This window comes from Stenotrophomonas sp. INTA L402-1 (assembly GCF_059295135.1).
Genome location: NZ_JCAFWP010000025.1, coordinates 38312 through 61815, shown reverse-complemented (window position 1 = coordinate 61815; position 23504 = coordinate 38312). Strand labels below are relative to the sequence as shown.

The following is a 23504-nucleotide window of genomic DNA, read 5'->3' as shown; positions in this document are numbered from 1 at the left end:
GCCGCGCGGGTTCAGACCGCGCGGTCCTCGGGATTCCAGATCACACCTGCCGGGTCCAGTTAGGTCGTGGTTATGGTCGGGGCGCGCCAGCCAAAACCGCATACGGCGAGGACGCCCTCGGAACGAGGATCTAGGCCAAATTCGTGCTCGATGGGCCAGGTCGCCGACGACGCCTCCGACCTGGGCACCGCCCTGAAACTGTGTCGCAGGAACGTCAAGCTGGCATCTCCGGTGCGCTCTTCCAACGTTTCTGGAACCACGGTGCCATGCCCAGCAGGACCACTGGCCTGTACCGGCTCGGCGCGCCTTGCTTGACGCTGCGCTGCGGCACGCTCGCTGTAGTCACACGTGGTCTAATCGGCGGACATTGACCCACAAGGAGTGTTTCCGATGTCCGCAAAGTCCCCGATGACCACTGTTAATGCCGGTCGGCTGCTCGACCTGCTGTGTTCTGACGACGCCTTCCGCGCAGAGTTCACAGCCGATGCCGGCGCTGCGATGGCGCGGCATGGGCTGCAGGCACAGTCCGGCACAAGCCCCTGCGCCATCCACAACGTCCTGGCCAGCAAGGAAGAGTTCCAACAGGTGCGCCAGCAGATCGCCGCGCTCCTGGCCCAGCGCGCCGCATTCAATGTCCCCTTCATGTTCGAATCCGGGCATCTGCAGGGAAGCGTGCACCACTCCGCCGTACCGCAGGCCGCTTGAACGCCCCTCAATCCACTTCAGAGGTAGATTCGATGTTGCCATCCACTCGTACCCGGTTCTCCAGCGAACACACCACCACCGAGTCGCCGCGCTTTGAGCCGCAAACCGCCATTGCCCTGCTCGACCGCCTGTGCAGCGATGATGTGTTCCGTGCGCAGTTCAGCAGGAACCCGCTGCAGGCCTGCCGGCAGATCGGCCTGGCATTCGACTCGATGGCGCAGGTGCCGCCCTGCCTGAGCACCGGCAAGCTGGCCAGCAAGGAAGAGCTGAGTCAGGCGCGCGATGCCCTGGTGAACTATCTCTCCAGCCACCGCGCATCCATGACCGTGGTCTTCACCTTCGAAGCCGGTCACGTCCACCGCATCATCCAGTAATGCACCCGACAAGGGGCGCTGGGTACTCCAGCGCCCTGCCGGGCTTGTTCAATCGCGGGCTTCGCGCTTCCAGACATGCCCCGCAGGGTCCAGCTCCGCCGTGGTCATGCTCTGCGCACGCCAACCGAATCCGCACACCGCCATTGCGCCGTCGACCATCGGGTCGAACCCCAGCAGTGACTCGATCTCCATCTCATTGATCGCCGCGGTGACGAAGCCGCCCAGTCCATTGGCCGTGGCCGCTGTATACAGTGCCTGCGATACATGGCCGACATCCAGGCTCACGGCGCGATAGGCCTTGGCGTGATTGCGGTACTTCCAGAAGTTGCGACCGAAACGGCAGACCAGCACCACCATGGCGTGGGCCGAAGCGAACCAGTGCTGGCCCGATAACAGGCGCAGGCAGAAATCGTCCAGCAGGGCAGGCTGTGCCTGCTGCCATGCCAGCTCGTGAGCCACGGCGTGGTAGTGGTACAACCCCGGCTGCAGGCCATCGACATTGCGTGCAATCACGTACGCTTCCAGCGGATGCAGGCTACCTGCGGACGGCACGTTCTTCTTCAGGAAGCGCACGCCGGGTTCGGTTTCCACCTGTGCCTGCGCCATCAGCACGTGCTGCATCATGCCAGCCAGCATCTCCAGCGATAGCGGCTTGTCCCCGGCGTAGTTGCGGCAGGTGGTACGTGAAGCCAGCAGCTGCGCCACGGCATCGGGTGCCGCGACCGGCAGAGCGATGGCCCCCGGCTGCCGTTCCGGCGCTTCGGCCGGTGGCTTGCCGAGCTGCTGCACCAGGTCCTGCGCGGTCACCATCCGGTGCTTCTCCATATCGCCGGCACTGTCTACGCCCGCCCAGCGGGAATGGCGATGATGGATGGCCGACAACGCCCACCAGTGACCGTCGCGAACACGCTGGTCGGCCTGTCGCGCCGCCTCGGGCGCGCCCTCCTCGGCGATGAGCAACCCTGCCTCCAGCAGCGATGCGACTCGGGCGCGGTTCTGCAGGTCATCCGGCAAGACCTGCCAGCGCTCCGCGCTGGTCTGCAACAGCAACGCACAAGTGTCGGCATCGAGCGTCACAGGCTGATCGAGATGGGCAGCACGCACCTGCAACTGCTGCACGAACTCCACACCGGTTCCACCAGCCAGCAGGCTGTTCAGGGAGAACGATGGTTGTTCATCGGGAACAACAGCCAGCGCGTGGCATCGGCGGTACCGCGAAGAGGTCATCGACGTTCCTGTGGCAAATGGGATTCCGGCAATGTGCTGCCGGTGGAGCTGGGTAAGTATGGCCCAGTACCGCGTTCAAGACCCATCGATCCGCGCCGCTATGACTACGGTCAAAGGCACGCGCCACTTGTTCGACCTTCCCTGTCTCCTTGGATCCCACGCTCATGACCAACCGCAAATCCCCACTGTCCCTCGCTGACGCCACCACGCTGCTTGATCTGCTCACCACCGACGCAGACTTCCGCACAGCATTCAAGCAGGACCCGGCAACAGCCCTGCAGCAGATCAGTGCCGAGGCGGGTGCCGCCGCGCAGGGCTGCATGCTGTCCGCCGACCTGGCCTCCAATGAAGATCTGGCCGCTGCACGCGACAATCTGGTGCAGCAGCTGACCGAGCGCGCGGTGTTCAGCCATCCGCATTGCTTCATCGACGGTTCGCAGGCGCCGACGCCCTGACCTTGGTGCTGATCGCTCAGGATGCGTCCGGTGAGAGGGCGCATCCCGGGCGTGATGGCCCACGCTGGCTGTCGCCTACATTCAATGCCTGCAACACGGACGAGCCTGCGAATTCGGTATAGGCGCGCCCGCGGTGCCGACGCATCCAGTCCAGCTGCGACTGCTGCTCCTGTATCGCGCCCTGTGCGGCGTAGGCCGCTGCCAGCACGCTGTGGACCTGGAACAGCTCGCTGCCATCAACCATCGCCTGCAGCATCTTGATTGCCTGCGCGCTGTCACCGGACAGATGCAACGCATTGGCCTTGACCACCGCCGCCAACTGGCGCGCACGTGGGTCGACGGCGTCGGCCGCCAATACGTCAAGCTCGGCCACCTGCCGGCCGATCGAGGATTGCAGGCCCAAGCGCTGTGCCGCATACAAGCTGGCCGCAGCGAAATACAGATACTGTCCGCGTTCACCGTTTTCGGGGCGTGCCGCATTCCGCAGCAGCGCGCTGGCCTGCGTTGCGAAGTCGCGTGGCGCTACGCATCGAGCCGCCGCGGCGTGAACAGCCAAATTGACCGTGCCCAGCAGATCACATACGAAGGGACCGCCATTGCACCGGCCTGCGGACGCGACCGAGGCTGCCAACGCCTCCTCGAATCGCCCCTCATCAATGGCCAGTGAAGTCCCTTCCAGCCACCGTCCCGGCCCGTTCTCCGGCAACCGCGCCAGCACTGCACTGGCCTCTGCATTTCGCCCGGACACGGCCAGCGCCGCAACCAGCTGCCGGTTCGGGCGACCTTCGGCGAGCTGCATGGCACGATGCAGCGTTGCTACCGCCTCATCGACCTTTCCCCGTGCCAACTGGATGCGCCCGAGCAGCTCCAGCGTCACGCTGCGCAACGGGTTCTGCTCCACGTTGGCATGGGCAACGGCCTGCTCCGCCTTTTCGTAGTGGCCCAGCACGAACTCGGCCAGACCATGGTTGACGCTGGCCCCGTGATGATCCGGATACAGATCGGCCAGTACCTTCCAGGCCTCGCCAGCGGCGGATTCAGAACCGGACTCCAGCTCCACCTGCCATGCATCCAGATACAGGCCCTCACGCGTGCTCAGCCGATGACGCAGCGTCCTGACCTTGGTCAGCAAACCGCGCGCGTCCTCCAGTTGGCCCTGGCTGAACATCGATCGCATCTGCCCGACATAGGCCATGGCGAAGTCAGGATCAATGCGCGTTGCGATCTGGAAAAATTTCAACGACGACTCGGTCTGTCCGCGGCCATAGGCAAGCTGTCCGCGTGCGTAGGCATGCAGTGCGTCGAGGTTGGCTGTTGCCACCTGCGGCAACGGTGCCGATGTCTTGCCGATCTGCGCCATCGCTTCGCCCAACCGCGATCGCAATTGCACCACCACTTGGTCACTGGAGGTCAGCGCGGAAGGCAGGCCTTTGCCATCGGAATAAACCGAGTAGACGGTCTCGCCAGTGGCAGGATTGACGACATCGACGGCCACACGCAGCTGGCCGTGTACCTCACGGATCGAGGGATCGAGTACCGCGCGCGCGCCATCGCGCATTGCGATCTGGACAGCGGCCGCACGATCGATCTCGGTGTTTTCTGGCATCAACATGCGCGCCATGGTGTCGCGCGCCTTCATGTCGCTGATCACGTTTACGTAACGCGACTGCTCAAGCCCGATGCGCAACGCCTGGTTCAGGGCGTCGTCCAGGACCGGGTTATCGGTCAGGTTGCGCGCATCGGCCATCACCACCCAGTCGCGTTCGGCGAAGGCAATCGCCGGCTGTGGTCGGGCCAGCAGCCACAGGCCCAGCCCGACAGAGACAATCAGGGCCGCCTGCGCGGCCATCGCCAGCGGACGCCGCCAGACCGGAACATCAGGGCGCGCCTTGTCGCTGGCACGCGGCCGGGAAAGCATGCCCTTCCCCGCCACCGCCACGCCCAGCACTTCCATCGGTTGCGCCACACCGCGAAAGCGCCAGCGACCGAATGACCTCCACTGCAGGCGACCGCCCAGTTCACCCAGCTCCGTCGCTGCACGGCGCACCACCGATTCAGCAGCCACCGACATCAGCAGTTGTCCGGGGGGAGCCAACTGCATCAGGCGCGCGGCCATCGGCTTGGCCAGGCCCTCCACCTCCACAGCCTTGGCTCCAAGCGCGATCGATTCCGAGCTGTTGTTCCACAGGATGACCTCACCCACGTGCAACCCGGCCCGCGCCTGCAGTCGGAGATCACGCGCCTGCCCCAGCGGCTGCAGGCCACGCTGGTAATCCAGGGCGAATCCGAGCGCATCAATCGGGCGCTCGAACAGCATGAACAATCCGTCGGAGCGGTCGATCAGCTGGCCGTGCCAGCGCTGCTGCAGCGCCAGCACCAAGCGGTCGTGTTCCTGGAACAGCTCGGCGGCAGCAACATCGCCGATGCGTTCGACTAGCAGCAGCGAATCACACAAATCGGTGAACAGCAGCGCACGTAGTTGCTGGTTGTGCGGCGTCGACGTTCCGTTGTCGCCATTCATCGCCGGTCTCTCCCGATCAAGGTATGTCCGCTGCATCCGCCCAGCGCAGGCAGTTGCCACCATCGCGCTTGGCCTTGTACAGCGCGCGGTCCGCGTTGGCGTACCACTCGCTCCAGCCCGCCTCCGGCGCCAGCAGGCTGGCACCGATGCTGACCAGGCTGACGTGCGGCGTGCCATGACTGCGTTCGAGCAGGCCATGCACCGCGCTGAGGATGAACTCGGCCGCGTGCTGCACGATCTCATGGTTGCCACGGCGCAGGATCAGGCAGAACTCATCGCCGCCGAGGCGGCAGGCCAGGTCCTGTTCGCCGGCCATCGAGCGCAGGATGTTGCCCATGCTCTGCAGTACACGGTCGCCGGCCTGGTGGCCGTGGCGATCATTGATCTGCTTGAAGCGGTCGCAGTCGATCAGCAGCAGTGCCTGCGGCAACCCTTCGCCATCGGCGCGGCATTCCTGCAGGTACAGGGTGAGGCCACGACGGTTGTGCAGCCCGGTCAGTTCATCGGTACGTACCAGTTCACGGGTGTGGGTCAACTGGTGGGTGGTGATGTACAGGTTGTCCAGCGCGGTTTCCAGATCGTGGTTGCGCCGGCGCAGCTGGCTGATCAGCGCCTGCTCGTTGGTCAGCACGCGCATGATCGTACGGCGCAGGAAGTAGGCGACCAGGCCGGGATCGGATTCCACCAGGCGATGGAAGTCGGCCGGGCCCAGCTCCAGTACTTCACAGTCGGCCAGCGCGCGTGCACTGGCGCTGCGCAGGTGATCGCCGACCAGCAGGCCAAGCTCACCGAAGAACTCATGCTGGCCGAGCGTCTTGATCACCAGGTCCTCGCCGAAGTCCAGTTCTATCTGGCCTTGGAGGATCACATACATCCGTTCGCCGCGATGACCACGCTGGAACAACCACTGTCCGGCATGAAGCTTGCATGGACGGGCATATCTGGCGAACAATGCAACCTCGGCAGCGGAAAGCAGCGCGTGCACGATCTCGGCCATCGCCACCCGGGCGATACCTGACGTCACATCACTGTTCTCGGCCGCACCCCTGCCGGTCATTCCCTGCACCCGCCGCCAGCGTCCCCTGGTGAGCCGCGGAGCATAGCACCGCTTTAAAGTGTGCGCCCTATCTCATTTTGACCCGTCTGCCGATCTTGATTGATGTGAAGATCGGTGGTGGCCCGTTCTGGTCACGGGTGTCCGGGCAAAACCCCTGCTGGATCAATCCGATGCTGGGTTTCACAGGCTTTCGGCCAAGTTGCCGGCACGCGGGGGTGCGCCTGATTGACGCTGGCTGCGCGCTGCTCCCTTGCATCGATACAACAACGCCGGCAGGTCCCCCGACCGGCCGGCGTTGTCTGGCCCTTCCCTGGCCACCCTGATCGGATTTCGAGGCTTCGGTAGCGCCGGCCGCTGGCCGGCTTCCCTGTGGTGCCCGAAGGATCACGTGGTTGCCGGCCAGCGGCCGGCACTACCGCATCACGCCGCGCGTTCGCTGCGCCCGCCGTGGAACTGCTCTTCCTCGGTCGAACCGGTCAATGCGGTGGTCGACGACTGGCCCTGCTGGATCGCCTGGGTCACCGCATCGAAGTAGCCGGTGCCAACCTCACGCTGATGCTTGACCGCAGTGAAGCCGCGCTCGGCCGCTTCAAACTCGGCTTCCTGCAGTTCCACGAACGCGCTCATCTGTCGACGTGCATAGCCGTGGGCCAGATTGAACATGCCGTAGTTCAATGCATGGAAGCCGGCCAGGGTGATGAACTGGAACTTGTAGCCGTAGCTGCCCAGCTCGCGCTGGAACTTGGCAATGGTGGCGTCGTCCAGGTTCTTCTTCCAGTTGAAGCTGGGCGAGCAGTTGTAGGCCAGCAGCTTGCCCGGGAACTTCGCATGGATCGCCTCGGCGAACTTGCGCGCGAACTCCAGGTCCGGCTTGCCGGTCTCGCACCACACCAGGTCGGCGTAGGGCGCATAGGCCAGGCCACGGCTGATCGCCTGGTCCAGGCCGTTGCGGGTCTTGTAGAAGCCCTCAACGGTACGCTCGCCGGTAGCGAACGGCTTGTCATTGCCATCGATGTCGCTGGTCAGCAGATCCGCGGCCTCGGCATCGGTACGCGCCACCAGCAGGGTCGGCACGCCCAGCACGTCGGCGGCCAGGCGCGCAGCGTTGAGCTTCTCGATGGCCTCGCGGGTCGGCACCAGCACCTTGCCGCCCATGTGACCGCACTTCTTCACCGAGGCCAGCTGGTCTTCGAAATGCACGCCAGCGGCGCCGGCTTCGATCATCGCCTTCATCAGTTCGAAGGCGTTGAGCACGCCGCCGAAACCGGCTTCCGCATCGGCCACGATCGGCTGCAGGAAGTCGATGTCGTCCTTGCCTTCGGCGTGGTGCAGCTGGTCGGCGCGCAGCAGCGTGTTGTTGATGCGCTTGACCACCGCCGGCACCGAATCGGCCGGGTACAGCGACTGGTCCGGGTACATCTGCCCGGCCAGGTTGGCGTCGGCCGCCACCTGCCAGCCGGACAGGTAGATCGCCTTCAGGCCGGCCTTGACCTGCTGCATGGCCTGGTTGCCGGTCAGCGCACCCAGCGCGTTGACGAACTCGCGCTCATGCAGCGACGCCCACAGCTTCTCTGCGCCCAGGCGGGCCAGCGAATGCTCGATGTGGACGGTGCCGCGCAGGCGCACCACGTCGGCGGCGCTGTAGTTGCGCTGGATGCCTTCCCAACGCGGGTTGGTATCCCAGTCGTGCTGGATCTGTTCGGCAGTGGGCAGCTTGCTCATGTCTTTCTCCAGTTCGGTTCGTGCGTGCAGCGGGGAGGGAAACGGCGGAATTGCGGGCAGTCGGTCAGTCGATGCGCGCGTAGGCCGGCAGGGTCAGGAAATCGGTCAGTTCGTCGCTGCGGCTCAGTTCGCCGAGCAGGGCGATGGCCTCGCCGATGCGTGTGCCACCGGGCAGCGCGGCGGTATCGCCCAGCCGTGCCGGCAGCTGCGACAGGGTGGAATCCAGCAGCGCCAGGTCGATCGCAGTGCCATCGTCCAGCTGCTGGCCCGGCGTATGCAGCCACTGCCACAGCTGGCTGCGGCTGATCTCGGCGGTGGCCGCGTCCTCCATCAGGTGGTGGATCGGCACGCAGCCGTTGCCATCCAGCCACGCCGCCAGATAGCGCACGCAGACTTCCACGTTGCCCTCAAAGCCGGCACGGGTGATGGTGCCCGGCGGCCGCGCGATCAGTTCATCGCGGCCAACACGCACATCCTGGCGCAGCACGCTGTGCTGGTTCGGGCCGGGCATGTGCTCGTCGAAGATCGCCATCGCCACCGGAATCAGCGCCGGGTGCGCGACCCAGGTACCGTCGTGGCCGGCACTGACTTCGCGCAGCTTGTCGGCGCGCACCCGAGCCATCGCCTGTTCGTTGGCGGCGGCATCGTTGTTGATCGGAATCTGCGCAGCCATGCCGCCCATCGCATGCGCACCGCGGCGGTGGCAGGTCTGGATCAGCAGCTCCGAGTACGCCTTCAGGAACGGCTGGGTCATGGTCACCTGGCCGCGTTCGGGCAGCACGCGGTCGGCATGGCGGCGGAAGGTCTTCAGGTACGAGAAGATGTAGTCCCAGCGCCCGCAGTTCAGGCCGACGATGCGGTCACGCAGCGCGTGCAGGATCTCGTCCATCTCGAACACCGCCGGCAGCGTTTCGATCAGCACGGTCACCTTGATCTGGCCGTGCGGCAGGCCGAGCATGCCTTCGATGTGCGACAGCGCGGTCTCCCACAGCGCCGCCTCTTCCATGCTCTGCAGCTTGGGCAGGTAGAAGTACGGGCCGCGATCCTTGGCCTGCAGGGTGCGGGCGTTGTGGAAGGCGAACACCGCCGCGTCGAACAGGCCACCAGCGATGAACTGGCCATCGATGCACACGTGCTTCTCGTCCAGGTGCCAGCCGCGCGGACGTACGATCAGCACTGCCTGTTCGTCGAACGGGCGCAAGGTGTAGTGCTTGCCGGCCTTCCCGTTGGATGCCGGTGCGGTGTACTCGAGATCGCCACGCACCGCGGCGGCCAGCGACTGCTGCCCGGCCAGCAGGTTGCGCCAGGTCGGCGAGGTCGAATCCTCGAAGTCGGCCATGAACACCTTGGCGCCGGAGTTCAGCGCGTTGATGACCATCTTCGGGTCGGTCGGGCCGGTGATCTCGACGCGGCGGTCCTGCAGCGCGGCCGGCAGCGGGGCAACACGCCAGTCGCCGCTGCGGATCGCGGTGGTGTCTTCGCGGAAGTCCGGAAGGCCGCCCTGGTCGAGGAACGCCTGACGCTCCCGACGGGCCTGCAGCCGTGCCTGCCGGCCCGGTTCCACCGCGCGGTGCAGCGACACCAGCAGGGCCAGCAGCGGCGCCGGCAGCAGGGTGTCCTGGCCGGCCACGCGGGTCGCCAGGGCGATGCCGGGGGTGGCCTTGCTGGCGGGGGTGGGAACAGCGGAAGCGACGGCAGACATGGGGCGACTCCAGCGGTGGGGGAACGCCTCCACGGTGCCGTCGGCGCCGAGTATTTGGCAAAACAGTTTTTGCAATGCTCTACATAAGTTGTGCTAATACTTGTGACACGATGAGCACACGCCCCCCGCCAAGTCCGCGTTTTTCTTACAAATCCGACCGGTTGAAGCCGCTGCGCGCGTTCTGCCAGACCGTGCGCCTGGGCTCGGTCTCACGGGCGGCTGAGGCGCTTTTCGTCAGCCAGCCGGCCATCAGCCTGCAGTTGCAGGCCTTGGAGCGAGAGCTGGGGGTGCCGATGTTCGAGCGCAGCGGGCGCCGCCTGGTGCCCAGCCGCGAGGGCCAGCTGCTCTACGAAATGGCACAGCCGCTGGTGGAGAGCCTGGACGGGCTGGAGGCGCGCTTCCGCGACAAGGTGCGCGGCCTGGACGCGGGCGAGCTGAACATCGCCGCCAACAGTTCAACCATCCTGTACCTGCTGCCGAAGATCGTCGAACGCTTCCGCCTGCACCATCCGGACGTGCGCCTGACCCTGCACAACGCGATCAGTGCCGATGGCACCGACCTGCTGCGCGAGGATGCCGCCGACCTGGCGATCGGCTCGATGACTGATGTGCCGGCCGATCTCAGCTACGCACCGGCCTACCGTTTCGAGCAGGTGCTGATCGCGCCGCACGACCATCCGCTGGCCAGCGGTGGCGAGCTGGAACTGGCCGACATCGCGCGTTTTCCGCTGGTGCTACCGCCGAAGCGGCAGATCACCTACCGGCTGGTCGACCAGGTATTCCAGCGCCACCGCATCGCCTACACCGTGGCGCTGGAGGTGGGTGGCTGGGAGGTGATCAAGCAGTACGTGGCGATGGGCATGGGCATTTCCATCGTGCCGGCGCTGTGCCTGAACGAGGCTGACCGCGAGCGGCTGGCGGCGCGGTCGATGAAGCGCTGGTTCCCGGAGCGCAGCTACGGGGTGATCGTGCGGCGAGGCAAGGCGCTGTCGGCGCAGGCGCGGGCGTTTGTGGAGCTGATCCAGCCGGAGTTGTTCAGTCCGCGCGACTACGACCAGAGCGGGCATTCCGAGCGGTGAGGGGTGTTCGGCAGGGCTGCGCCCTGCACCTGCCGAAGCCGAAGCAACGGCAACAGCGGGCTATCCGTGGGATGGCGGGGCGGCGTGGGTGGGCAGGACACGCCGTAAACCCCGCTCCGCGGTCCGGCCCAGCCGCTGGCGGCTGTGCGTTCGGGCGCTTGCGAAGCAGTGCTTCGCAAGCAAAGCGCCCTCACCCATGGGGGCTCGATGGCGCCATCCATGGCGCCAACGGTCCTGCCCACCCACGCCGTCCCGCCTCTGACAGATTCCCGCGATCTGTCGGGGTCGGATCCCGTTGCTGCGCAATGGGCTCTGACCCCCGCTGCAAATGATCGAAACCGGATTTTGTAGAGTCGAGCCATGCTCGACTGGCGGAAAAGCGATCGAAGAAGGCGACAAGCCCGGTGCCGGTCTGGCTAGACTGGACCCATGTCCATCGAACTCCGCCATCTGCGTTACTTCCTTGCCGTCGCCGACACGCTGCACTTCGGCCAGGCGGCGGAGCGGTTGGGCATGTCGCAGCCGCCGCTCAGCCAGCAGATCCGCCAGCTGGAAGATCTGATCGGTGCGCGCCTGTTCGTGCGCAGCCATCGTCGTGTGCAGCTGACGCCTGCCGGTGAACTACTGCAGGAACGTGCACGCGCCATCGTGCAGCAGGTCGAGGCTGCGGTGGACGAGGTGCAGCGTGCCCAGCGCGGCGAGCAGGGTGAGCTGCGTATCGGGCTGACCCGCGCCACGCCGCTGTCACCGCAGATTCCGCGTTCGATCCTGCGCTACCGCCAGCAGTTCCCGCAGGTGCGGCTGCAGCTGAGCGAGATGAACACCCTGCAGCAGATCGATGCGCTGCTCGATGGCAGCCTGGACGTGGGCATCATCCGCAAGCGTGCGTTGCCGCCGGAACTGGTGGCGTACAGCCTGTTCGTCGATCCGCTGGCGTTGATCGTGCATGCCGATCACCCTGCCCTGCGCAGACTGTCGAAGCAGGGCACGCTGTCGCTGCGCGACTTCGCGCAGGAGCCGTTCGTGGCGTTCCGCCGCAGTGCCGGTGCCGGCATCCACGACCACATGATCGCGCTGTGTGCGGCTGCCGGGTTCACTCCGCGCATCGTGCAGGAAGCCGGTGAGGCATCGACGCTGATCAGTCTGGCCGCTGCTGGCCTGGGTGCGGCGATCCTGCCGTCGTCGTGCGACCACATCCGGGTGGAAGGCGCGCGCTTCGTGGCGCTGGCCGATGCCGGGGCGCATTCGGAAGTGCAGCTGGCGTGGCATCGCGAGGGTGTGACGCCGCTGATCCGCAATTTTGCTGGTCTGCTGCGCGAGGCGTTCGCGGAAGGGTAGCCCGGTAGTGCCGGCCGCTGGCCGGCATGCGGACCCAAGTGGGGTTGCCGGCCAGCGGCCGGCACTACCGTATGCGTTGGTTCACGCCGTCACCGGCTGCGGGGCGCGCTGCTGCAGCGCCCAGACGATGCCACCGCCGATCAGGGTCAGCACGGCGGCGAACAGGCACACACCCAGCCAGTCCCACGCCGCATAGGCCAGGCCGCCTACACCACCGAGCACGCTCGAACCCAGGTAGTAGGCGAACAGGTACAGCGCCGAGGCTTCGGCGCGCATCGCGCCAGCGCGGCTGCCGACCCAGCTGCTGGCCACCGAGTGACCGCCGAAGAAGCCGAACGTCACCAGCGCGATACCGAGTGCCATCGTGCTCAGCCACGGCATCGCCAACAGCACGATGCCGGCACCAATCAGTGCGAACGAGATCGACAGGATGCGGCCGCGACCGTAGCGCGTGGCCTGCTGGCCCATCCACGCCGAACTGAAGGTACCCACCAGGTACACGCTGAAGATCAGTCCGACCACGGTCTGGCTGAGGTGGTACGGCGGCGCCAGCAGGTGATACCCGAGGTAGTTGTAGAGGGTGACGAACACACCCATCAGCACGAACGAGGTGGCGAACAGCCACGGCAGGCCCGGGTCGGCGAACAGCGTGCGCCAGCGCGACGGCAATTGGCGCAGGCCATCGCGGCGCGGGTAGAAGTGGCGCGACGGCGGCAGCTGCAGCCAGAGCAGGACGGTACTGGCGATGGCGATGATCGAAACCACGCCGATGCCCCAGCGCCAGCCCCAGTGGTCGGCGATGATGCCGGCCAGCAGGCGCCCGCTCATGCCACCGATGGCGTTGCCGCCGATGTACAGGCCCATCGCCAGGCCCAGCGCGCGGCTGTCCATTTCCTCGACAAGGTAGGTCATCGCCACTGCCGGCACGCCGCTCAACGCCAGGCCGAGCAGCGTGCGCAGCACCAGCAGCGTGGTCCAGTCATCCACCAGCGCCGTGCACAGCGACAGCGTGGCCGAGGCCAGCAGCGCGGCGATCATCATCGGGCGGCGGCCAACCGCGTCGGAGAGCAGGCCGGCCAGCAGCATCGCCACCGCCAGCGTGCCGGTGGTCAACGACAGCGACATCGCGCTGCCGGCGGCGGACACGCCGAAGTGACGGCTGAACTCCGGCAGCAGCGGCTGCACGGTGTACAGCAGGCCGAAGGTGGAAAAGCCGGCCAGGAACAGCGCCAGCGCGGTGCGGCGGAAGGCTGGCGTGCCCTGCTGGATGCGGGTCTCGGCGATGGGATCGACAGTGGGGGGGCGGCGTTCGACGGCCGCCGCGGTTTCGCCAGTCATGGGATCGATGGGCCGGTGGGGCGGCCGGGCGTGGGAGGGAACGGGCCTCAGACTAGGCCCGTCGATCCAGTCGATCCATAACCTGGTAGGTCAGGATTGATACATAAGAAGTATCAATTCAGCTTACAGACGCTGCCACTCGAAACCGTCGCCACGACGGTAGTACACCGCCACGGCGCGGCCGTAGAGCTTGTCGGCGTCAACGAAGCCGAAGAAGCGACCGTCGAAGCTGTTGCCGCGGTGGTCACCCAGCACCAGCACCTTGCCGGCCGGTACCACCAGGTCAGCGATGTCCGGACCGCCGCCCATGTCCAGGTCGAGGCGGGCACGGCGCTCGCCGAAGGCTTCCACGTCCTGCAGGTCGGCGATCTGCAGCGGCTGGCCGTTGATGCTCAGATGGCCCTCGCGCATCTGCACATGGTCACCGGCCACCGCCGCCACGCGCTTGATCAGGCGGGTGCCGTCGGCCGGCGAGTCGAATACCGCCACTTCGCCGCGCTGCGGGGTGCCGGTCGCCATCAGTTCCTTGCCGGTAAACGGCAGGCGCAGGCCATAGGCGCGCATGTCCACCACCACCCGGTCGCCGGGCTGCAGGGTCGGCTGCATCGAGCCGCTGGGCACCACGTAGTGGTTGGCGAGGGTATCGCGGGCGGCGGCGAGCAGGCCCAGCATCACCAGCAGCGGCAGCGCCTCCTTCTTCAGCCAGACCAGCGCGCGTTCGGAAAACGGGGGGCGGGCAACAGCATCCATGACAGGCTCCGAGCAAGTGGTAGCGCTATCAGACCACATTCGGGCGCAGGAGGTTCCCGGTAGCGCCGGGCCATGCCGGCGAGCGCGCAGCGCGGTGGTTCCGGCAATCCGCCGGGCATGGCCCGGCGCTACCGATGCACGGGTTACGCAGGTTTTACGCTGCGCCCCGGCAGCGGGCATCGCACCTTTACGGCCACCACGCGCATCGTGTGCCCACCGCGCCGCAGGGCGCATTCCGCAAGGTGTTGTATGACCCTCCTGGTGATCCGCCACGCATCTTCGTCGGCGCCGCGTCCGCAGCTGCCGGCACAGTTGGCCGGCCATCGCGTGCTGTGCAGCGACTGCGCCAGCCTGTCTGAAGTGCGCCAGTGCCTGTGCCAGCCGCAGGCGCGCTCGGCCGACTGGGTGCTGCTGGATGTCGGCGTGGCCGACGAGGCGCAATGGCAGGCCGAGGGCGGCGCGCTGCAGGCGGCGCTGGAACGGTTGCCGGCGCAGTACATCGAACTGCAGTCACCCAGCGAACCCGGCCTGGATGCGCGCCTGCGCCTGCAGCATGGTCCTGCCGCGGTAGTGGTCGACCAGCGCAGCCAGCAGGCCGGGTATCCGCTGTCGCTGGCCATCGTCGGCCGCCGCCTGGCACAGGAGGGCTGAGCCATGTCGATCTTCATCATCCGTGGCCCGGAAGCGTCCGGTGCGTTGATCCGCACAGCAATGCCGCTGCCGGCGCCGGTACTGAAGTCGCTGGTGCATCGCGCGATCGACGCCGGTACCAGTGTGGCGATCCGTGCCTGTGGTTCGGAACAGGAACTGCTGGACGCGCTGCGCGTGGCCGACCACAGCCGCGGCGAGGTGACCCTGCTGGATCCGGGTGCGTGTGCCAACAGCCTGCGCCTGCAGCGGCTGCTGCCCTACCTGCACAACGCCTACGTGGAAGTGCATGACGACGACGCGGTGGCCGAGCCGTGCCTGCCGGCGGGTGTCGGTCAGCGGCTGGGCATCGCTGCTGGGTATGGCGCGCAGAGTTATGTGCTGGCGCTGGATATCGCGCTGGATCACCTGGGCCTGGCCGAGCAGGCGAACCGGGTGCACGTGGGGACGTAACGTTGTTTGTAGAGTCGAGCATGGCTCGACGCTACACAAAGAAAAACGGCGGGGTTGCCCCCGCCGTTTTCGCTTTCTTATTTCAGCCCGCGGAACTTCAGCAGCGGCTCCACCGACGGGTCCTTGCCGCGGAAATCGCGGTACAGGGTCGACAGCTCCACGCTGTTGCCGCGCGAGAGGATCTTGTCGCGGAACTCCTGGCCGTTGGCCGCGGTCAGGCCACCGTGTTCGGTGAACCACTGGTAGGCGTCATGGTCCAGCACTTCGGCCCAGAAGTAGGCGTAGTAACCGGCCGAGTAACCGCCACCCCAGATGTGATCGAAGTAGGTGGTGCGGTAGCGCGGCGGCACCTGCGGCAGGTCGACCTTGAACTTCTTCAGCGCGCTGGCCTCAAAGGCGCCGACATCCTGCAGCGGCGCATCGGCCTTCTGCGTATGCCAGGCCAGGTCCAGCAGCGCGGCCGACAGGTACTCGGTGGTCGCATAACCCTGGTTGAAGCTGCGTGCCTTGAGGATCTTGTCGACCAGTTCCTGCGGCATCGCCTCGCCGGTCTTGTAGTGCTTGGCGTAGTTGGCGAACACCTTCGGATCCAGTGCCCAGTGCTCGTTGAACTGCGACGGGAACTCGACGAAGTCGCGCGAGGTGGCGGTGCCCGCGATCGACGGGTACTTCACGTTCGAGAACATGCCGTGCAGCGCATGGCCGAACTCATGGAACATGGTGGTGACGTCGTCGAAGCTGATCAGCGCAGGCTGGCCGGCGGCCGGCTTGGTGAAGTTGCAGACGTTGTAGACCACCGGCTTGGCACCGGTCAGGCCGTCCTGCTCGACGAACACGTCCATCCAGGCACCGCCGGACTTGCTGTCACGCTTGAAGTAGTCGGTGTAGAACAGGGCCAGCGAGGTGCCGTCCTTGTCGAACACTTCGTACACCTTCATGTCCGGGTTGTAGGTCGGAATGTCGGTACGCGGCTTGAAGGTGATGCCGTACAGCTGGGTGGCGGCGTAGAAGACGCCGTTCTGCAGCACGTTGTCCAGTTCGAAGTACGGCTTGATCTGCGACTCGTCCAGATCGTACTTGGCCTTGCGCACCTGCTCGGCGTAGAAGTCCCAGTCCGAGGCAGCGACCTGGAAACCACCCTTCTGCGCGTCGATCACCTTCTGGATCTCGCCGGCCTCGGCGCGCGCCTTGGCGGTGGCGGCCGGCACGGTGTCGGTCAGCAGCTTGAGCGCGGCGGCCGGGGTCTTGGCCATCTGGTCGCCCAGCTGGTAGTCGGCGAAGGTGTCAAAGCCGAGCAGCTTGGCCTTCTGCGCACGCAGCTGGGCCAGGCGCTGCACGGTCTGCCGGGTGTCGTTGGCATCGCCACGCTCGGCGCGGGTTTCCGAAGCCTTCAGCACGGCGGCACGCTGGTCGCGGTCGCTCAGCGAGCCGAGCACCGGCTGCTGGGTGGTGTTCTGCAGCGGCAGCAGGAACTTGCCATCCAGCTTGCGGTCCTTGGCGGCGTTGGCGGCGTTGTTGATCGCGTCCTCGTCCAGGCCGGCCAGCTTGGCCTTGTCGTCGACAACGACGGCCGCAGCGGCGGTGGCGGCCACCAAGCGGGTATGGAACTGGGTGGAAAGGGTGGTCTCTTCCACGTTGAGCTTGCGCAGGCTCGCCTTGTCGGCATCGGACAGCTGCGCACCGGCGCGCAGCAGGCCGTCGTAGTAGTGCTCGACCAGGCGCTTCTGCACCGGGTCCAGCTCCAGCGTGTCACGCTGGTCGTACAGCGACTTCACGCGCGCGAACAGCTTCGGATCGAGGTTGATCTCGTCCTGGTGCGCGGCCAGCTTCGGCGCCACGTCTTCCTGGATCTTCTGGCGCGCATCGTTGGTATCGGCCTGGACCAGGCCGAAGAAGATGCGCGACACACGGTTCAGCGTCTCGCCGCTGCGCTCCATCGCCACGATGGTGTTGTCGAAGGTGGCCGGCTCGCTGCTGTCAGCGATCTTGCGCACGTCGGCCAGGTGCTGGCGCATGCCTTCTTCGAACGCCGGCAGGTAGTCGCTGTCCTTGATCTTGTCGAACTGCGGCGCCTGGAACGGCAGCGTGCTGGCGCTCAGCAGCGGATTGGTGGAGGCTTCGGCCGGCTGCTGGGCCGGGGCTTTCTGGGCATCGGACACGGGGGTGGACTCCTTGCCGGAACAGGCCGCCAGCGCCAGGCTGATGGCGGCGGCCAGGACTACGGTACGCGACATGTAAAACACTCCTTGGGCAGACGGTACGGGATACCAGCCCTCCACCCTACTCCTGTCGCGCTCGCCCGGCATGTGCCGGACGTGGCGTCTATGCGGCAGCCTGCGGCCGGCTCAGACCGTACCGCGGGTCTTGCCGATCCAGGGCCGGTAGAACTCGCGGATGGCGGCCATGTCGGCGGCGTCATCGCCGGTCGGCGTGAACAGCGGGCCGATGCCGATGGTCTTCTCCGGGTAGTGGAAATACGCGGCCAGGATCGGCACGTCGGCCATCCGCGCGATCTTCAGGAAGCCGGCCTTCCAGTCCTTCACGGCCTTGCGGGTGCCCTCGGGCGTGATGGCGAACCACATCTTCTCGTTGTTGCGCAGCAGGTCCACGGCCTGGCCGACGGTGCCCTGCGGCGAGCTGCGGTCCAGCGGGATCACACCCAGCTTGTGCAGCAGCGGGCCGAGCGGCCACCAGAACAGCGATGCCTTGCCCAGCACCTTCACCTTCATGCCCAGCGCGATCTTCGCGGCCATGCCCCACAGGCCATCCCAGTTGGACGAATGCGGGGCGATGATGAAGACCAGCCTGGGGATGTCAGGCAGGGTACCGGTCACCTTCCAGCCGCCCATGCGCAGGGTGCAGCGCGCCAGCCAGCGCAGGAAGGCGTTGGGTTTGACCTGCGGCATCTGCGGCGGCACGGCCGGCAGCAACGAAGTCGGGTTGTTCAAGCAATCACTCCCAGTCACGTGATGAGCGCCCGCGCTTGATCTGCGCGCGCCCGCGTTTGGCGTCCAGACGACGCAGTTTCGACCCGAGGGTCGGCTTGGTGGCCTTGCGCGGCTTGGGCACGCTCAGCCCGGCCTGGATGAAGGCCGCCAGCCGATCGCGCGCATCCTCGCGATTGCGATCCTGGGTCCGGAAACGTTGCGCGTCGATGACCAGCACGCCTTCGCCGGTCATGCGCCGGTCACGCCGCGCCAGCAGGCGCGCGCGCAACGGTTCGGGCAACGAGGGCGAGTTGGCCACATCGAAACGTAGTTCCACCGCGGTGGAGACCTTGTTGACGTTCTGGCCACCGGCGCCACTGGCACGCACAAACCGCTCGACGATCTCACCGTCGGGGATTTCAAGCTGCGCGCTGATGGTGACCGGTCCACTGCCCATCCGCGCATTGTAGCGGCAGCCACGCACCGGAGTGCGGCATCGCGCCCCGTATGCCGCCGATCAGGTACCGAACACGCCGCCTTCGCCTTGGCTGCGGGTATGCTGGCCGTCCCATGTACCGCAGGAAGCCCGCATGACCCGCACCGCACCCGCCCTGCCGTCCCTGCTGCGCCGCGCCGCCCTGCTGCTGGCGCTGGCCGTGGCGAGCGTTCCGGCCCTGGCCGCGCCGCCGACCGATGGCGACATCAACCGCCTGCTGTCGGCCTCGCGCGCGCAGAACATGATCGACACCATGCTGCCGCAGATCGAGGCGATGCAGCAGCAGCAGTTCCAGCAGGTGGCCGCGCAGCGCCAGCTCAATGCCCAGCAGCAGGAACAGCTGAAGCGGATCCAGGCGCGGACCAGCCAGACCCTGCGCCAGGCCCTGTCGTGGCAGCAGCTGCGGCCGATGTACGTGGACCTGTACAAAAAGACCTTCAGCAAGGAAGACGTGCTGGCGATGGCCGAGTTCTACGAGAGCGCGGCCGGCCAGAGCCTGCTGGACAAGACCCCGGCGCTGATGCAGAACGTGATGGTCGCGATCCAGGCGCGCATGCAGCCGCTGTTTGCGGACCTGCAGAAGGATCTGGAAGCGATCGTCAACGAGCCGGAAAAGAAATGAGGTAGTGCCGGCCGCTGGCCGGCTCCCCATTACATCTGGAATCACGCAGATGCCGGCCAGTGGCCGGCACTACCGTCAATCGGTATCCACCTGCCAGCCGAACAGGTCCAGCGCCTTCTGGAACCCGCCGTCCAACGGCGCACGCACGTCCACCGTGCCACCGTCCGGATGCGGGAAGCGCAGGCGCTCGGCGTGCAGCAGCATGCGGTGCACGCCCTGCATGCGGAAGATGCGGTTGTGGCGGCCATCGCCGTGGCTGGTGTCGCCGATCATGTGATGCGAGAGGTGCTTGAGGTGCCGGCGGATCTGCCGGAAGCGTCCGGTCTGCGGCTGGCAGCGCAGCAGTGCGTAGCGCGAGCTGGTGAATTCACCGACCGGCACCGACAGCTCGCCGGTGGCCAGGCGCTGGAAGTCGGTGATCGCCGGCTTTTTCACCGGCTTGCCCGGGCCGCCATCCAGATCATGATCGACCTGCCAGGCGAGCTCGGCCGGCCAGCCCCGGCAGACCGTCAGATAGTCCTTCAGCACTTCGCCGCCCATCAGTGCCTTGCCCAGCGCGCTGGCGGTGTCGCGGTCGAAGGCCAGCAGCAGGCAGCCGCTGGTCGCCCGGTCCAGGCGATGCACGAGGAAGATCGGGCGGCCCAGCTGCTCGCGCAGGCGGTCGGCCAGGAAGTCGTCTTCGCCACGGGCCAGCTTGCTGTCGTGGACCATCAGCCCGGCAGGCTTGTTGACCACGGCCAGGCGCTCATCCAGGTGCAGCAGCTGCAGGGGCGCGGTGTCGGTCTCGACCGCGGCGAGGGTATCGGGTTCGGTGCTCACGGCAGGATTATCGGGGCTGGGCACTGAATGGGGTAGAGCCGACCGCTGGCCGGCTGCCTCCGGGCAATCGGATGGCTGCGGTTGCCGGCCAGCGGCCGGCAACCGCGTGCCAACCAAGGTTGGCACCTACCTGTAGAGCGGTCAGGCGCTGCGCACGGCCAACAGCTCGCCGTTGCCCACCGGCACCAGGCTGGTGCTGAAGTCCGGATCAGCGTCCAGCAGCACGCGCAGCGGTTGCATCTCTTCCGCATGCGAGGTGGCGTTGTCCACCACCAGCAGGCCACCCGGGCGCAGCACGCGACGCAACTGCGGCCACCAGCCGGCGTACTGCCCGCGGTCCGAATCGAGGAACAGCAGGTCGATGCAGGCATCGGCGGCCTGCGCCAGCCAGAGCCCGGCATCGTCGTGGACCAGCGTGATGCGATCGGCCAGACCACTGCGCGCGAAGGTGTCACGTGCCATCGCCACCTTGTCCTCGGCGTACTCCAGCGTGGTCACGTGGCCGTCGATGGCGGCGGTTGCCTCGGCCAGCCACAGCGTGGAATAGCCGTTGGACGTACCGATTTCCAGCACCCGCCGTGCCTGGCCGAAGCGCACCAGCACCGACAGGAATTCACCGGTGTCGGGCGTGATGTTGAGCATGCGTCGGCCGCGCTCGCTTTCGCGTGCGTCGTTGTCGGCACCGAAGCGGACCAGTTCGCCCTTGAGTGCCTGCAGCATGGGGCCTACTTCCACCACGCGCGCAGCAGCGCCACTGCGCCGACCGCCCCGGACAGCCAGCTCCACGCCGGCACGTCGCCCCAGTACCAGCCCGGCGGCTGCAGCACATACATCAGTGCAGCGATGGCCAGCAGGCCGACACCGGTGATCGCGCCGACCGCATGCTTCTGCAGGCGCTGCACGCTGGCATCCAGTGCGGCCAGGTCGCGCGAACGCATCGACAGTTCGTGGCGGCCTTCCACCTGCTGGGTCAGCCAGGCGTGCACCAGGCGCGGCATGTCCGGCGCATGGGTCATGATTTCCGGCAGGCGCTTGCCGATCTCGCGTACCACCCGGCGCGGGCTGTAACGTTCGCGCAGGATCCTTGCCAGCACTGGCTTGGCCACCGCCCAGATGTCGATCTGCGGGTCGAGCTGGCGGCCGACGCCTTCGATGTTCAGCAGGGTCTTCTGCAGCAGGATCAGCTGCGGCTGCAGGGTCAGCTGGTAACGCTGGGCCACGCGGAACAGCTTCATCAGCACTTCGGCCAGCGAGATCTGCGACAGCGGCCGGGTGAAGTACGGCTCGCACACCGAACGCACGGCGGCCTCGAGGTCATCGATGCGCACGTTGTCGGGCATCCAGCGCGCCTGCACGTGCAGTTCGGCGATGCGACGGTAATCGCGGTTGAAGATGGCCATGAAGTTCTCGGCCAGGTAGTACTGATCTTCCTGCGAGAGCTGGCCCATGATGCCGAAGTCCAGCGCGATGAAACGCGGGTTGGCGCGGCGCGCCGGATCGGTGTCGACCCAGATGTTGCCGGCGTGCGCATCGGCGTGGAAGAAGTTGTCGCGGAACACCTGGGTGTAGAACACCCGCACGCCCTTGGCGGCCAGCGCCTTGCGGTCGATGCCGGCCTTGTCCAGTGCGGCGATGTCATCGGACGGGATGCCCCACACGCGTTCCAGGGTCAGTGCGCGCTCGGCGGTGTGGCTCCAGATCACTTCCGGCACGTACAGATCGTCGCTGTTTTCCCAGAAGCGGCGCAGCACGCTGGCATTGGCGCCTTCGCGCTGCAGGTCCAGCTCGGCAGCCAGAGTGTTCTCGACTTCGGCCACCACTTCGCGCGGGCGGATCTTGTCGGCGCGCGGGTGGGTGCGCTCGACCAGGGCAGCGAGCGAGTTGAGCAACGCGATATCGGCGTCGATCTGCTTCTCGATGCCCGGGCGCAGCACCTTGACCACCACCTGGCGGCCATCGGCCAGCGTGGCTGCGTGCACCTGCGCGATCGAGGCCGAGGCCAGCGGTTCGGTACCGAAGCTGGCGAAGGCCTCGCTGACCGGCAGGCCCAGCGCTTCCTCGACGATGCGACGCGCGGTCTCACCATCGAACGGCTTGACCCGGTCCTGCAGCAGGGTCAGTTCATTGGCCACATCCGGCGGCACCAGGTCGCGGCGGGTGGACAGGATCTGGCCGAACTTGACGAAGATCGGGCCCAGATCCTGCAGCGCCAGACGCAGGCGTGCACCGCGCGACTGAGCGGCGATGTCGGCCGAGGCGCGCGGCACGAACGGCTTGGCCAGGCGCAGCCAGCGCTCGGCAGGAGTGCCCTGCAACAGGTCGTCGAGGCGGTAACGCAGGATCACCCGGCCGATGCGGCTGGCACGCAGCACGGCCTTCATGCGGCACCCCGCAGACGCTGCACGCGTGCACCGAGGCGTTCGACGTCGTCGCGCAGCACGTCCACATCGTCGTGGAAGGCATCCAGCTCGGCACGCGGCACCACGTCGCGCGATTCCTCGGTGATGAACTCGGCGGCGCTGTGGGCCAGGTCGATCGCGCCCTGGCGCGCATGCTGCAGGGCGCTGCGCAGGGTGTTGGCCACCTGCACGCCCAGCACGTCGCCGAACACGCTGACGAACGGCTGCTGCCAGTCAGGATCGAAGCCCTTGGCCAGCTGCTGCAGGCGACGCGCCAGTTCGGCATCACCGGCCACGCGCACGCGACCCTTGCCGTTGTTGTCGCCGCGCCGTGCGTTGGCCAGCAGCGGCAGCTGCGCCAGCACGCCGGCCAGGCTGCTGCGCACGGCCAGGTCGGCTTCCTGCGCGTCCACCGGGCCGACCCGCAGTGCATCACCGTCGACGCTGATGCGCATGGCCAGCGACGGCGCTTCCAGGGTCAGGTCGATGTGCCGGCCGTCGAGGCTGGCCAGTGCATGGCGGGTATCCGGATCCAGCGCCAGCGCGCGGTTCAGGGCGATCTGCAGGGCGCGGCCAGCGACCGGCTTGAGGGACTTGAGCAGGGAGAGAGCCATGTGCGCATTCTACCTGCGTGGGTGGGGGGCTTGGGCCGGGCTGCCGCCCGGCACCCGCAGATGCAACGGCAACGGCAACGGCAACGGCAACAGCCGAAGCAACAGCGGGCATTCCGTGGGTAGGCGGGATGGGGCCGGTTGCGGGGGCCGCTGCAAGTACGTCCCTGTAAGCTCGGTCGCCGCATGCTCGTGTGCGCTGTCCTGCGCACACGGCAAGACCGGGGTTGGGCGTCCTGCCCAACCCGCCCGAGGCATGCC

General features: G+C 66.8%; 22 protein-coding genes and 1 pseudogene. 8 read left to right on the top strand and 15 right to left on the bottom strand.

Annotation, left to right across the window (positions count from 1 at the left end):
- Window positions 1-59: 59 nt before the first annotated feature.
- Window positions 60-152, bottom strand: a pseudogene (locus AC5O77_RS14735) (nitroreductase family protein); the annotation flags it as partial.
- Between the two features lie 238 nt (window positions 153-390).
- Between AC5O77_RS14735 and AC5O77_RS14730 the strand changes: the two are divergent.
- Both AC5O77_RS14730 and AC5O77_RS14725 read left to right on the top strand, forming a co-directional pair.
- Window positions 391-705, top strand: a complete 315-nt coding sequence (locus AC5O77_RS14730; RefSeq protein WP_080355175.1) for an NHLP-related RiPP peptide — start codon at window positions 391-393, stop codon at window positions 703-705.
- A gap of 32 nt (window positions 706-737) precedes the next feature.
- Window positions 738-1079 carry an NHLP-related RiPP peptide gene (locus AC5O77_RS14725; protein ID WP_080355176.1) on the top strand — a complete coding sequence of 114 codons (342 nt, stop codon included), beginning with the start codon at window positions 738-740 and terminating at the stop codon, window positions 1077-1079.
- 48 nt (window positions 1080-1127) lie between these two features.
- On the opposite strand, the gene AC5O77_RS14720 is transcribed toward AC5O77_RS14725, so the two are convergent.
- The gene (locus AC5O77_RS14720) at window positions 1128-2306 is read right to left on the bottom strand and encodes a putative peptide maturation dehydrogenase (RefSeq protein ID WP_478058722.1); all 1179 of its coding nucleotides are present in this window, start codon (window positions 2304-2306) and stop codon (window positions 1128-1130) included.
- Window positions 2307-2470: 164 nt separating this feature from the next.
- On the opposite strand from AC5O77_RS14720, the gene AC5O77_RS14715 reads away from it, so the two are divergent.
- Window positions 2471-2761, top strand: coding sequence for an NHLP-related RiPP peptide (locus AC5O77_RS14715; protein WP_050509795.1), 291 nt, complete (start codon window positions 2471-2473; stop codon window positions 2759-2761).
- A gap of 16 nt (window positions 2762-2777) precedes the next feature.
- Here AC5O77_RS14715 and AC5O77_RS14710 read toward each other — a convergent pair whose 3' ends face one another.
- The 4 genes from AC5O77_RS14710 to aceB form a co-directional block, all read right to left on the bottom strand.
- Window positions 2778-5282, bottom strand: coding sequence for a putative peptide modification system cyclase (locus AC5O77_RS14710; protein WP_478058720.1), 2505 nt, complete (start codon window positions 5280-5282; stop codon window positions 2778-2780).
- A 16-nt stretch (window positions 5283-5298) separates the two neighbouring features.
- Window positions 5299-6339 carry a GGDEF domain-containing protein gene (locus AC5O77_RS14705; protein ID WP_478058718.1) on the bottom strand — a complete coding sequence of 347 codons (1041 nt, stop codon included), beginning with the start codon at window positions 6337-6339 and terminating at the stop codon, window positions 5299-5301.
- 420 nt (window positions 6340-6759) lie between these two features.
- Window positions 6760-8061, bottom strand: coding sequence for an isocitrate lyase (gene aceA / locus AC5O77_RS14700; protein ID WP_004153647.1), 1302 nt, complete (start codon window positions 8059-8061; stop codon window positions 6760-6762).
- A 64-nt stretch (window positions 8062-8125) separates the two neighbouring features.
- A complete protein-coding gene (gene aceB / locus AC5O77_RS14695) occupies window positions 8126-9763 on the bottom strand; it encodes a malate synthase A (RefSeq protein WP_478058716.1) in 1638 nt (545 codons plus the stop codon).
- A gap of 110 nt (window positions 9764-9873) precedes the next feature.
- On the opposite strand from aceB, the gene AC5O77_RS14690 reads away from it, so the two are divergent.
- Window positions 9874-10842: a LysR family transcriptional regulator gene (locus AC5O77_RS14690; RefSeq protein WP_478058715.1), complete on the top strand. Its 969-nt coding sequence runs from the start codon at window positions 9874-9876 to the stop codon at window positions 10840-10842.
- Between the two features lie 429 nt (window positions 10843-11271).
- Window positions 11272-12180 carry a LysR family transcriptional regulator gene (locus tag AC5O77_RS14685; RefSeq protein ID WP_478058713.1) on the top strand — a complete coding sequence of 303 codons (909 nt, stop codon included), beginning with the start codon at window positions 11272-11274 and terminating at the stop codon, window positions 12178-12180.
- A gap of 81 nt (window positions 12181-12261) precedes the next feature.
- Here AC5O77_RS14685 and AC5O77_RS14680 read toward each other — a convergent pair whose 3' ends face one another.
- Window positions 12262-13518 (bottom strand): MFS transporter, encoded by a 1257-nt coding sequence (locus tag AC5O77_RS14680; protein WP_478058712.1) that lies wholly within the window; start codon window positions 13516-13518, stop codon window positions 12262-12264.
- Between the two features lie 123 nt (window positions 13519-13641).
- Window positions 13642-14268: a signal peptidase I gene (gene lepB, locus AC5O77_RS14675; protein ID WP_293799083.1), complete on the bottom strand. Its 627-nt coding sequence runs from the start codon at window positions 14266-14268 to the stop codon at window positions 13642-13644.
- A 249-nt stretch (window positions 14269-14517) separates the two neighbouring features.
- Between lepB and AC5O77_RS14670 the strand changes: the two genes are divergently transcribed.
- Together AC5O77_RS14670 and AC5O77_RS14665 are read left to right on the top strand one after the other, a co-directional pair.
- Window positions 14518-14919: a hypothetical protein gene (locus AC5O77_RS14670; protein ID WP_021203742.1), complete on the top strand. Its 402-nt coding sequence runs from the start codon at window positions 14518-14520 to the stop codon at window positions 14917-14919.
- Window positions 14920-14922: 3 nt separating this feature from the next.
- Window positions 14923-15369, top strand: coding sequence for a 3-dehydroquinate dehydratase (locus tag AC5O77_RS14665; protein ID WP_478058709.1), 447 nt, complete (start codon window positions 14923-14925; stop codon window positions 15367-15369).
- Window positions 15370-15446: 77 nt separating this feature from the next.
- On the opposite strand, the gene dcp is transcribed toward AC5O77_RS14665, so the two are convergent.
- The 3 genes from dcp to arfB form a co-directional block, all read right to left on the bottom strand.
- Window positions 15447-17603, bottom strand: coding sequence for a peptidyl-dipeptidase Dcp (gene dcp, locus AC5O77_RS14660; RefSeq protein WP_478058708.1), 2157 nt, complete (start codon window positions 17601-17603; stop codon window positions 15447-15449).
- A gap of 111 nt (window positions 17604-17714) precedes the next feature.
- Complete coding sequence (locus AC5O77_RS14655; protein ID WP_223276957.1) at window positions 17715-18275, bottom strand: lysophospholipid acyltransferase family protein; 561 nt, start codon at window positions 18273-18275, stop codon at window positions 17715-17717.
- Between the two features lie 46 nt (window positions 18276-18321).
- Window positions 18322-18753 carry an alternative ribosome rescue aminoacyl-tRNA hydrolase ArfB gene (arfB, locus tag AC5O77_RS14650; protein ID WP_032130467.1) on the bottom strand — a complete coding sequence of 144 codons (432 nt, stop codon included), beginning with the start codon at window positions 18751-18753 and terminating at the stop codon, window positions 18322-18324.
- Between the two features lie 133 nt (window positions 18754-18886).
- On the opposite strand from arfB, the gene AC5O77_RS14645 reads away from it, so the two are divergent.
- Window positions 18887-19414: a DUF2059 domain-containing protein gene (locus tag AC5O77_RS14645; protein WP_478058706.1), complete on the top strand. Its 528-nt coding sequence runs from the start codon at window positions 18887-18889 to the stop codon at window positions 19412-19414.
- 75 nt (window positions 19415-19489) lie between these two features.
- Here the strand turns inward: AC5O77_RS14645 and AC5O77_RS14640 are convergent, their stop codons facing one another.
- The 4 genes from AC5O77_RS14640 to AC5O77_RS14625 form a co-directional block, all read right to left on the bottom strand.
- Window positions 19490-20257, bottom strand: coding sequence for a pseudouridine synthase (locus AC5O77_RS14640; protein ID WP_428999598.1), 768 nt, complete (start codon window positions 20255-20257; stop codon window positions 19490-19492).
- A 117-nt stretch (window positions 20258-20374) separates the two neighbouring features.
- Entirely contained in the window at window positions 20375-20953 is a 579-nt protein-coding gene (locus tag AC5O77_RS14635) for an O-methyltransferase (protein WP_478058703.1), read from the bottom strand.
- 5 nt (window positions 20954-20958) lie between these two features.
- Window positions 20959-22614 carry a ubiquinone biosynthesis regulatory protein kinase UbiB gene (ubiB, locus tag AC5O77_RS14630; RefSeq protein WP_478058701.1) on the bottom strand — a complete coding sequence of 552 codons (1656 nt, stop codon included), beginning with the start codon at window positions 22612-22614 and terminating at the stop codon, window positions 20959-20961.
- On the bottom strand, window positions 22611-23246 hold the full coding sequence (locus AC5O77_RS14625) for a ubiquinone biosynthesis accessory factor UbiJ (protein ID WP_032130462.1): 636 nt from the start codon (window positions 23244-23246) through the stop codon (window positions 22611-22613). Before AC5O77_RS14625 ends, ubiB begins: the two co-directional genes overlap by 4 nt.
- Window positions 23247-23504: the final 258 nt, after the last annotated feature.

Bases quoted from the DNA above. Each gene is read 5' to 3' on its own strand.
- AC5O77_RS14730 (WP_080355175.1), top strand. From the start codon at position 391: ATGTCCGCAAAGTCCCCGATGACCACTGTTAATGCCGGTCGGCTGCTC.
- AC5O77_RS14725 (WP_080355176.1), top strand. From the start codon at position 738: ATGTTGCCATCCACTCGTACCCGGTTCTCCAGCGAACACACCACCACC.
- AC5O77_RS14720 (WP_478058722.1), bottom strand. From the start codon at position 2,306: ATGACCTCTTCGCGGTACCGCCGATGCCACGCGCTGGCTGTTGTTCCC.
- AC5O77_RS14715 (WP_050509795.1), top strand. From the start codon at position 2,471: ATGACCAACCGCAAATCCCCACTGTCCCTCGCTGACGCCACCACGCTG.
- AC5O77_RS14710 (WP_478058720.1), bottom strand. From the start codon at position 5,282: ATGAATGGCGACAACGGAACGTCGACGCCGCACAACCAGCAACTACGT.
- AC5O77_RS14705 (WP_478058718.1), bottom strand. From the start codon at position 6,339: ATGACCGGCAGGGGTGCGGCCGAGAACAGTGATGTGACGTCAGGTATC.
- aceA (WP_004153647.1), bottom strand. From the start codon at position 8,061: ATGAGCAAGCTGCCCACTGCCGAACAGATCCAGCACGACTGGGATACC.
- aceB (WP_478058716.1), bottom strand. From the start codon at position 9,763: ATGTCTGCCGTCGCTTCCGCTGTTCCCACCCCCGCCAGCAAGGCCACC.
- AC5O77_RS14690 (WP_478058715.1), top strand. From the start codon at position 9,874: ATGAGCACACGCCCCCCGCCAAGTCCGCGTTTTTCTTACAAATCCGAC.
- AC5O77_RS14685 (WP_478058713.1), top strand. From the start codon at position 11,272: ATGTCCATCGAACTCCGCCATCTGCGTTACTTCCTTGCCGTCGCCGAC.
- AC5O77_RS14680 (WP_478058712.1), bottom strand. From the start codon at position 13,518: ATGACTGGCGAAACCGCGGCGGCCGTCGAACGCCGCCCCCCCACTGTC.
- lepB (WP_293799083.1), bottom strand. From the start codon at position 14,268: ATGGATGCTGTTGCCCGCCCCCCGTTTTCCGAACGCGCGCTGGTCTGG.
- AC5O77_RS14670 (WP_021203742.1), top strand. From the start codon at position 14,518: ATGACCCTCCTGGTGATCCGCCACGCATCTTCGTCGGCGCCGCGTCCG.
- AC5O77_RS14665 (WP_478058709.1), top strand. From the start codon at position 14,923: ATGTCGATCTTCATCATCCGTGGCCCGGAAGCGTCCGGTGCGTTGATC.
- dcp (WP_478058708.1), bottom strand. From the start codon at position 17,603: ATGTCGCGTACCGTAGTCCTGGCCGCCGCCATCAGCCTGGCGCTGGCG.
- AC5O77_RS14655 (WP_223276957.1), bottom strand. From the start codon at position 18,275: ATGCCGCAGGTCAAACCCAACGCCTTCCTGCGCTGGCTGGCGCGCTGC.
- arfB (WP_032130467.1), bottom strand. From the start codon at position 18,753: ATGGGCAGTGGACCGGTCACCATCAGCGCGCAGCTTGAAATCCCCGAC.
- AC5O77_RS14645 (WP_478058706.1), top strand. From the start codon at position 18,887: ATGACCCGCACCGCACCCGCCCTGCCGTCCCTGCTGCGCCGCGCCGCC.
- AC5O77_RS14635 (WP_478058703.1), bottom strand. From the start codon at position 20,953: ATGCTGCAGGCACTCAAGGGCGAACTGGTCCGCTTCGGTGCCGACAAC.
- ubiB (WP_478058701.1), bottom strand. From the start codon at position 22,614: ATGAAGGCCGTGCTGCGTGCCAGCCGCATCGGCCGGGTGATCCTGCGT.
- AC5O77_RS14625 (WP_032130462.1), bottom strand. From the start codon at position 23,246: ATGGCTCTCTCCCTGCTCAAGTCCCTCAAGCCGGTCGCTGGCCGCGCC.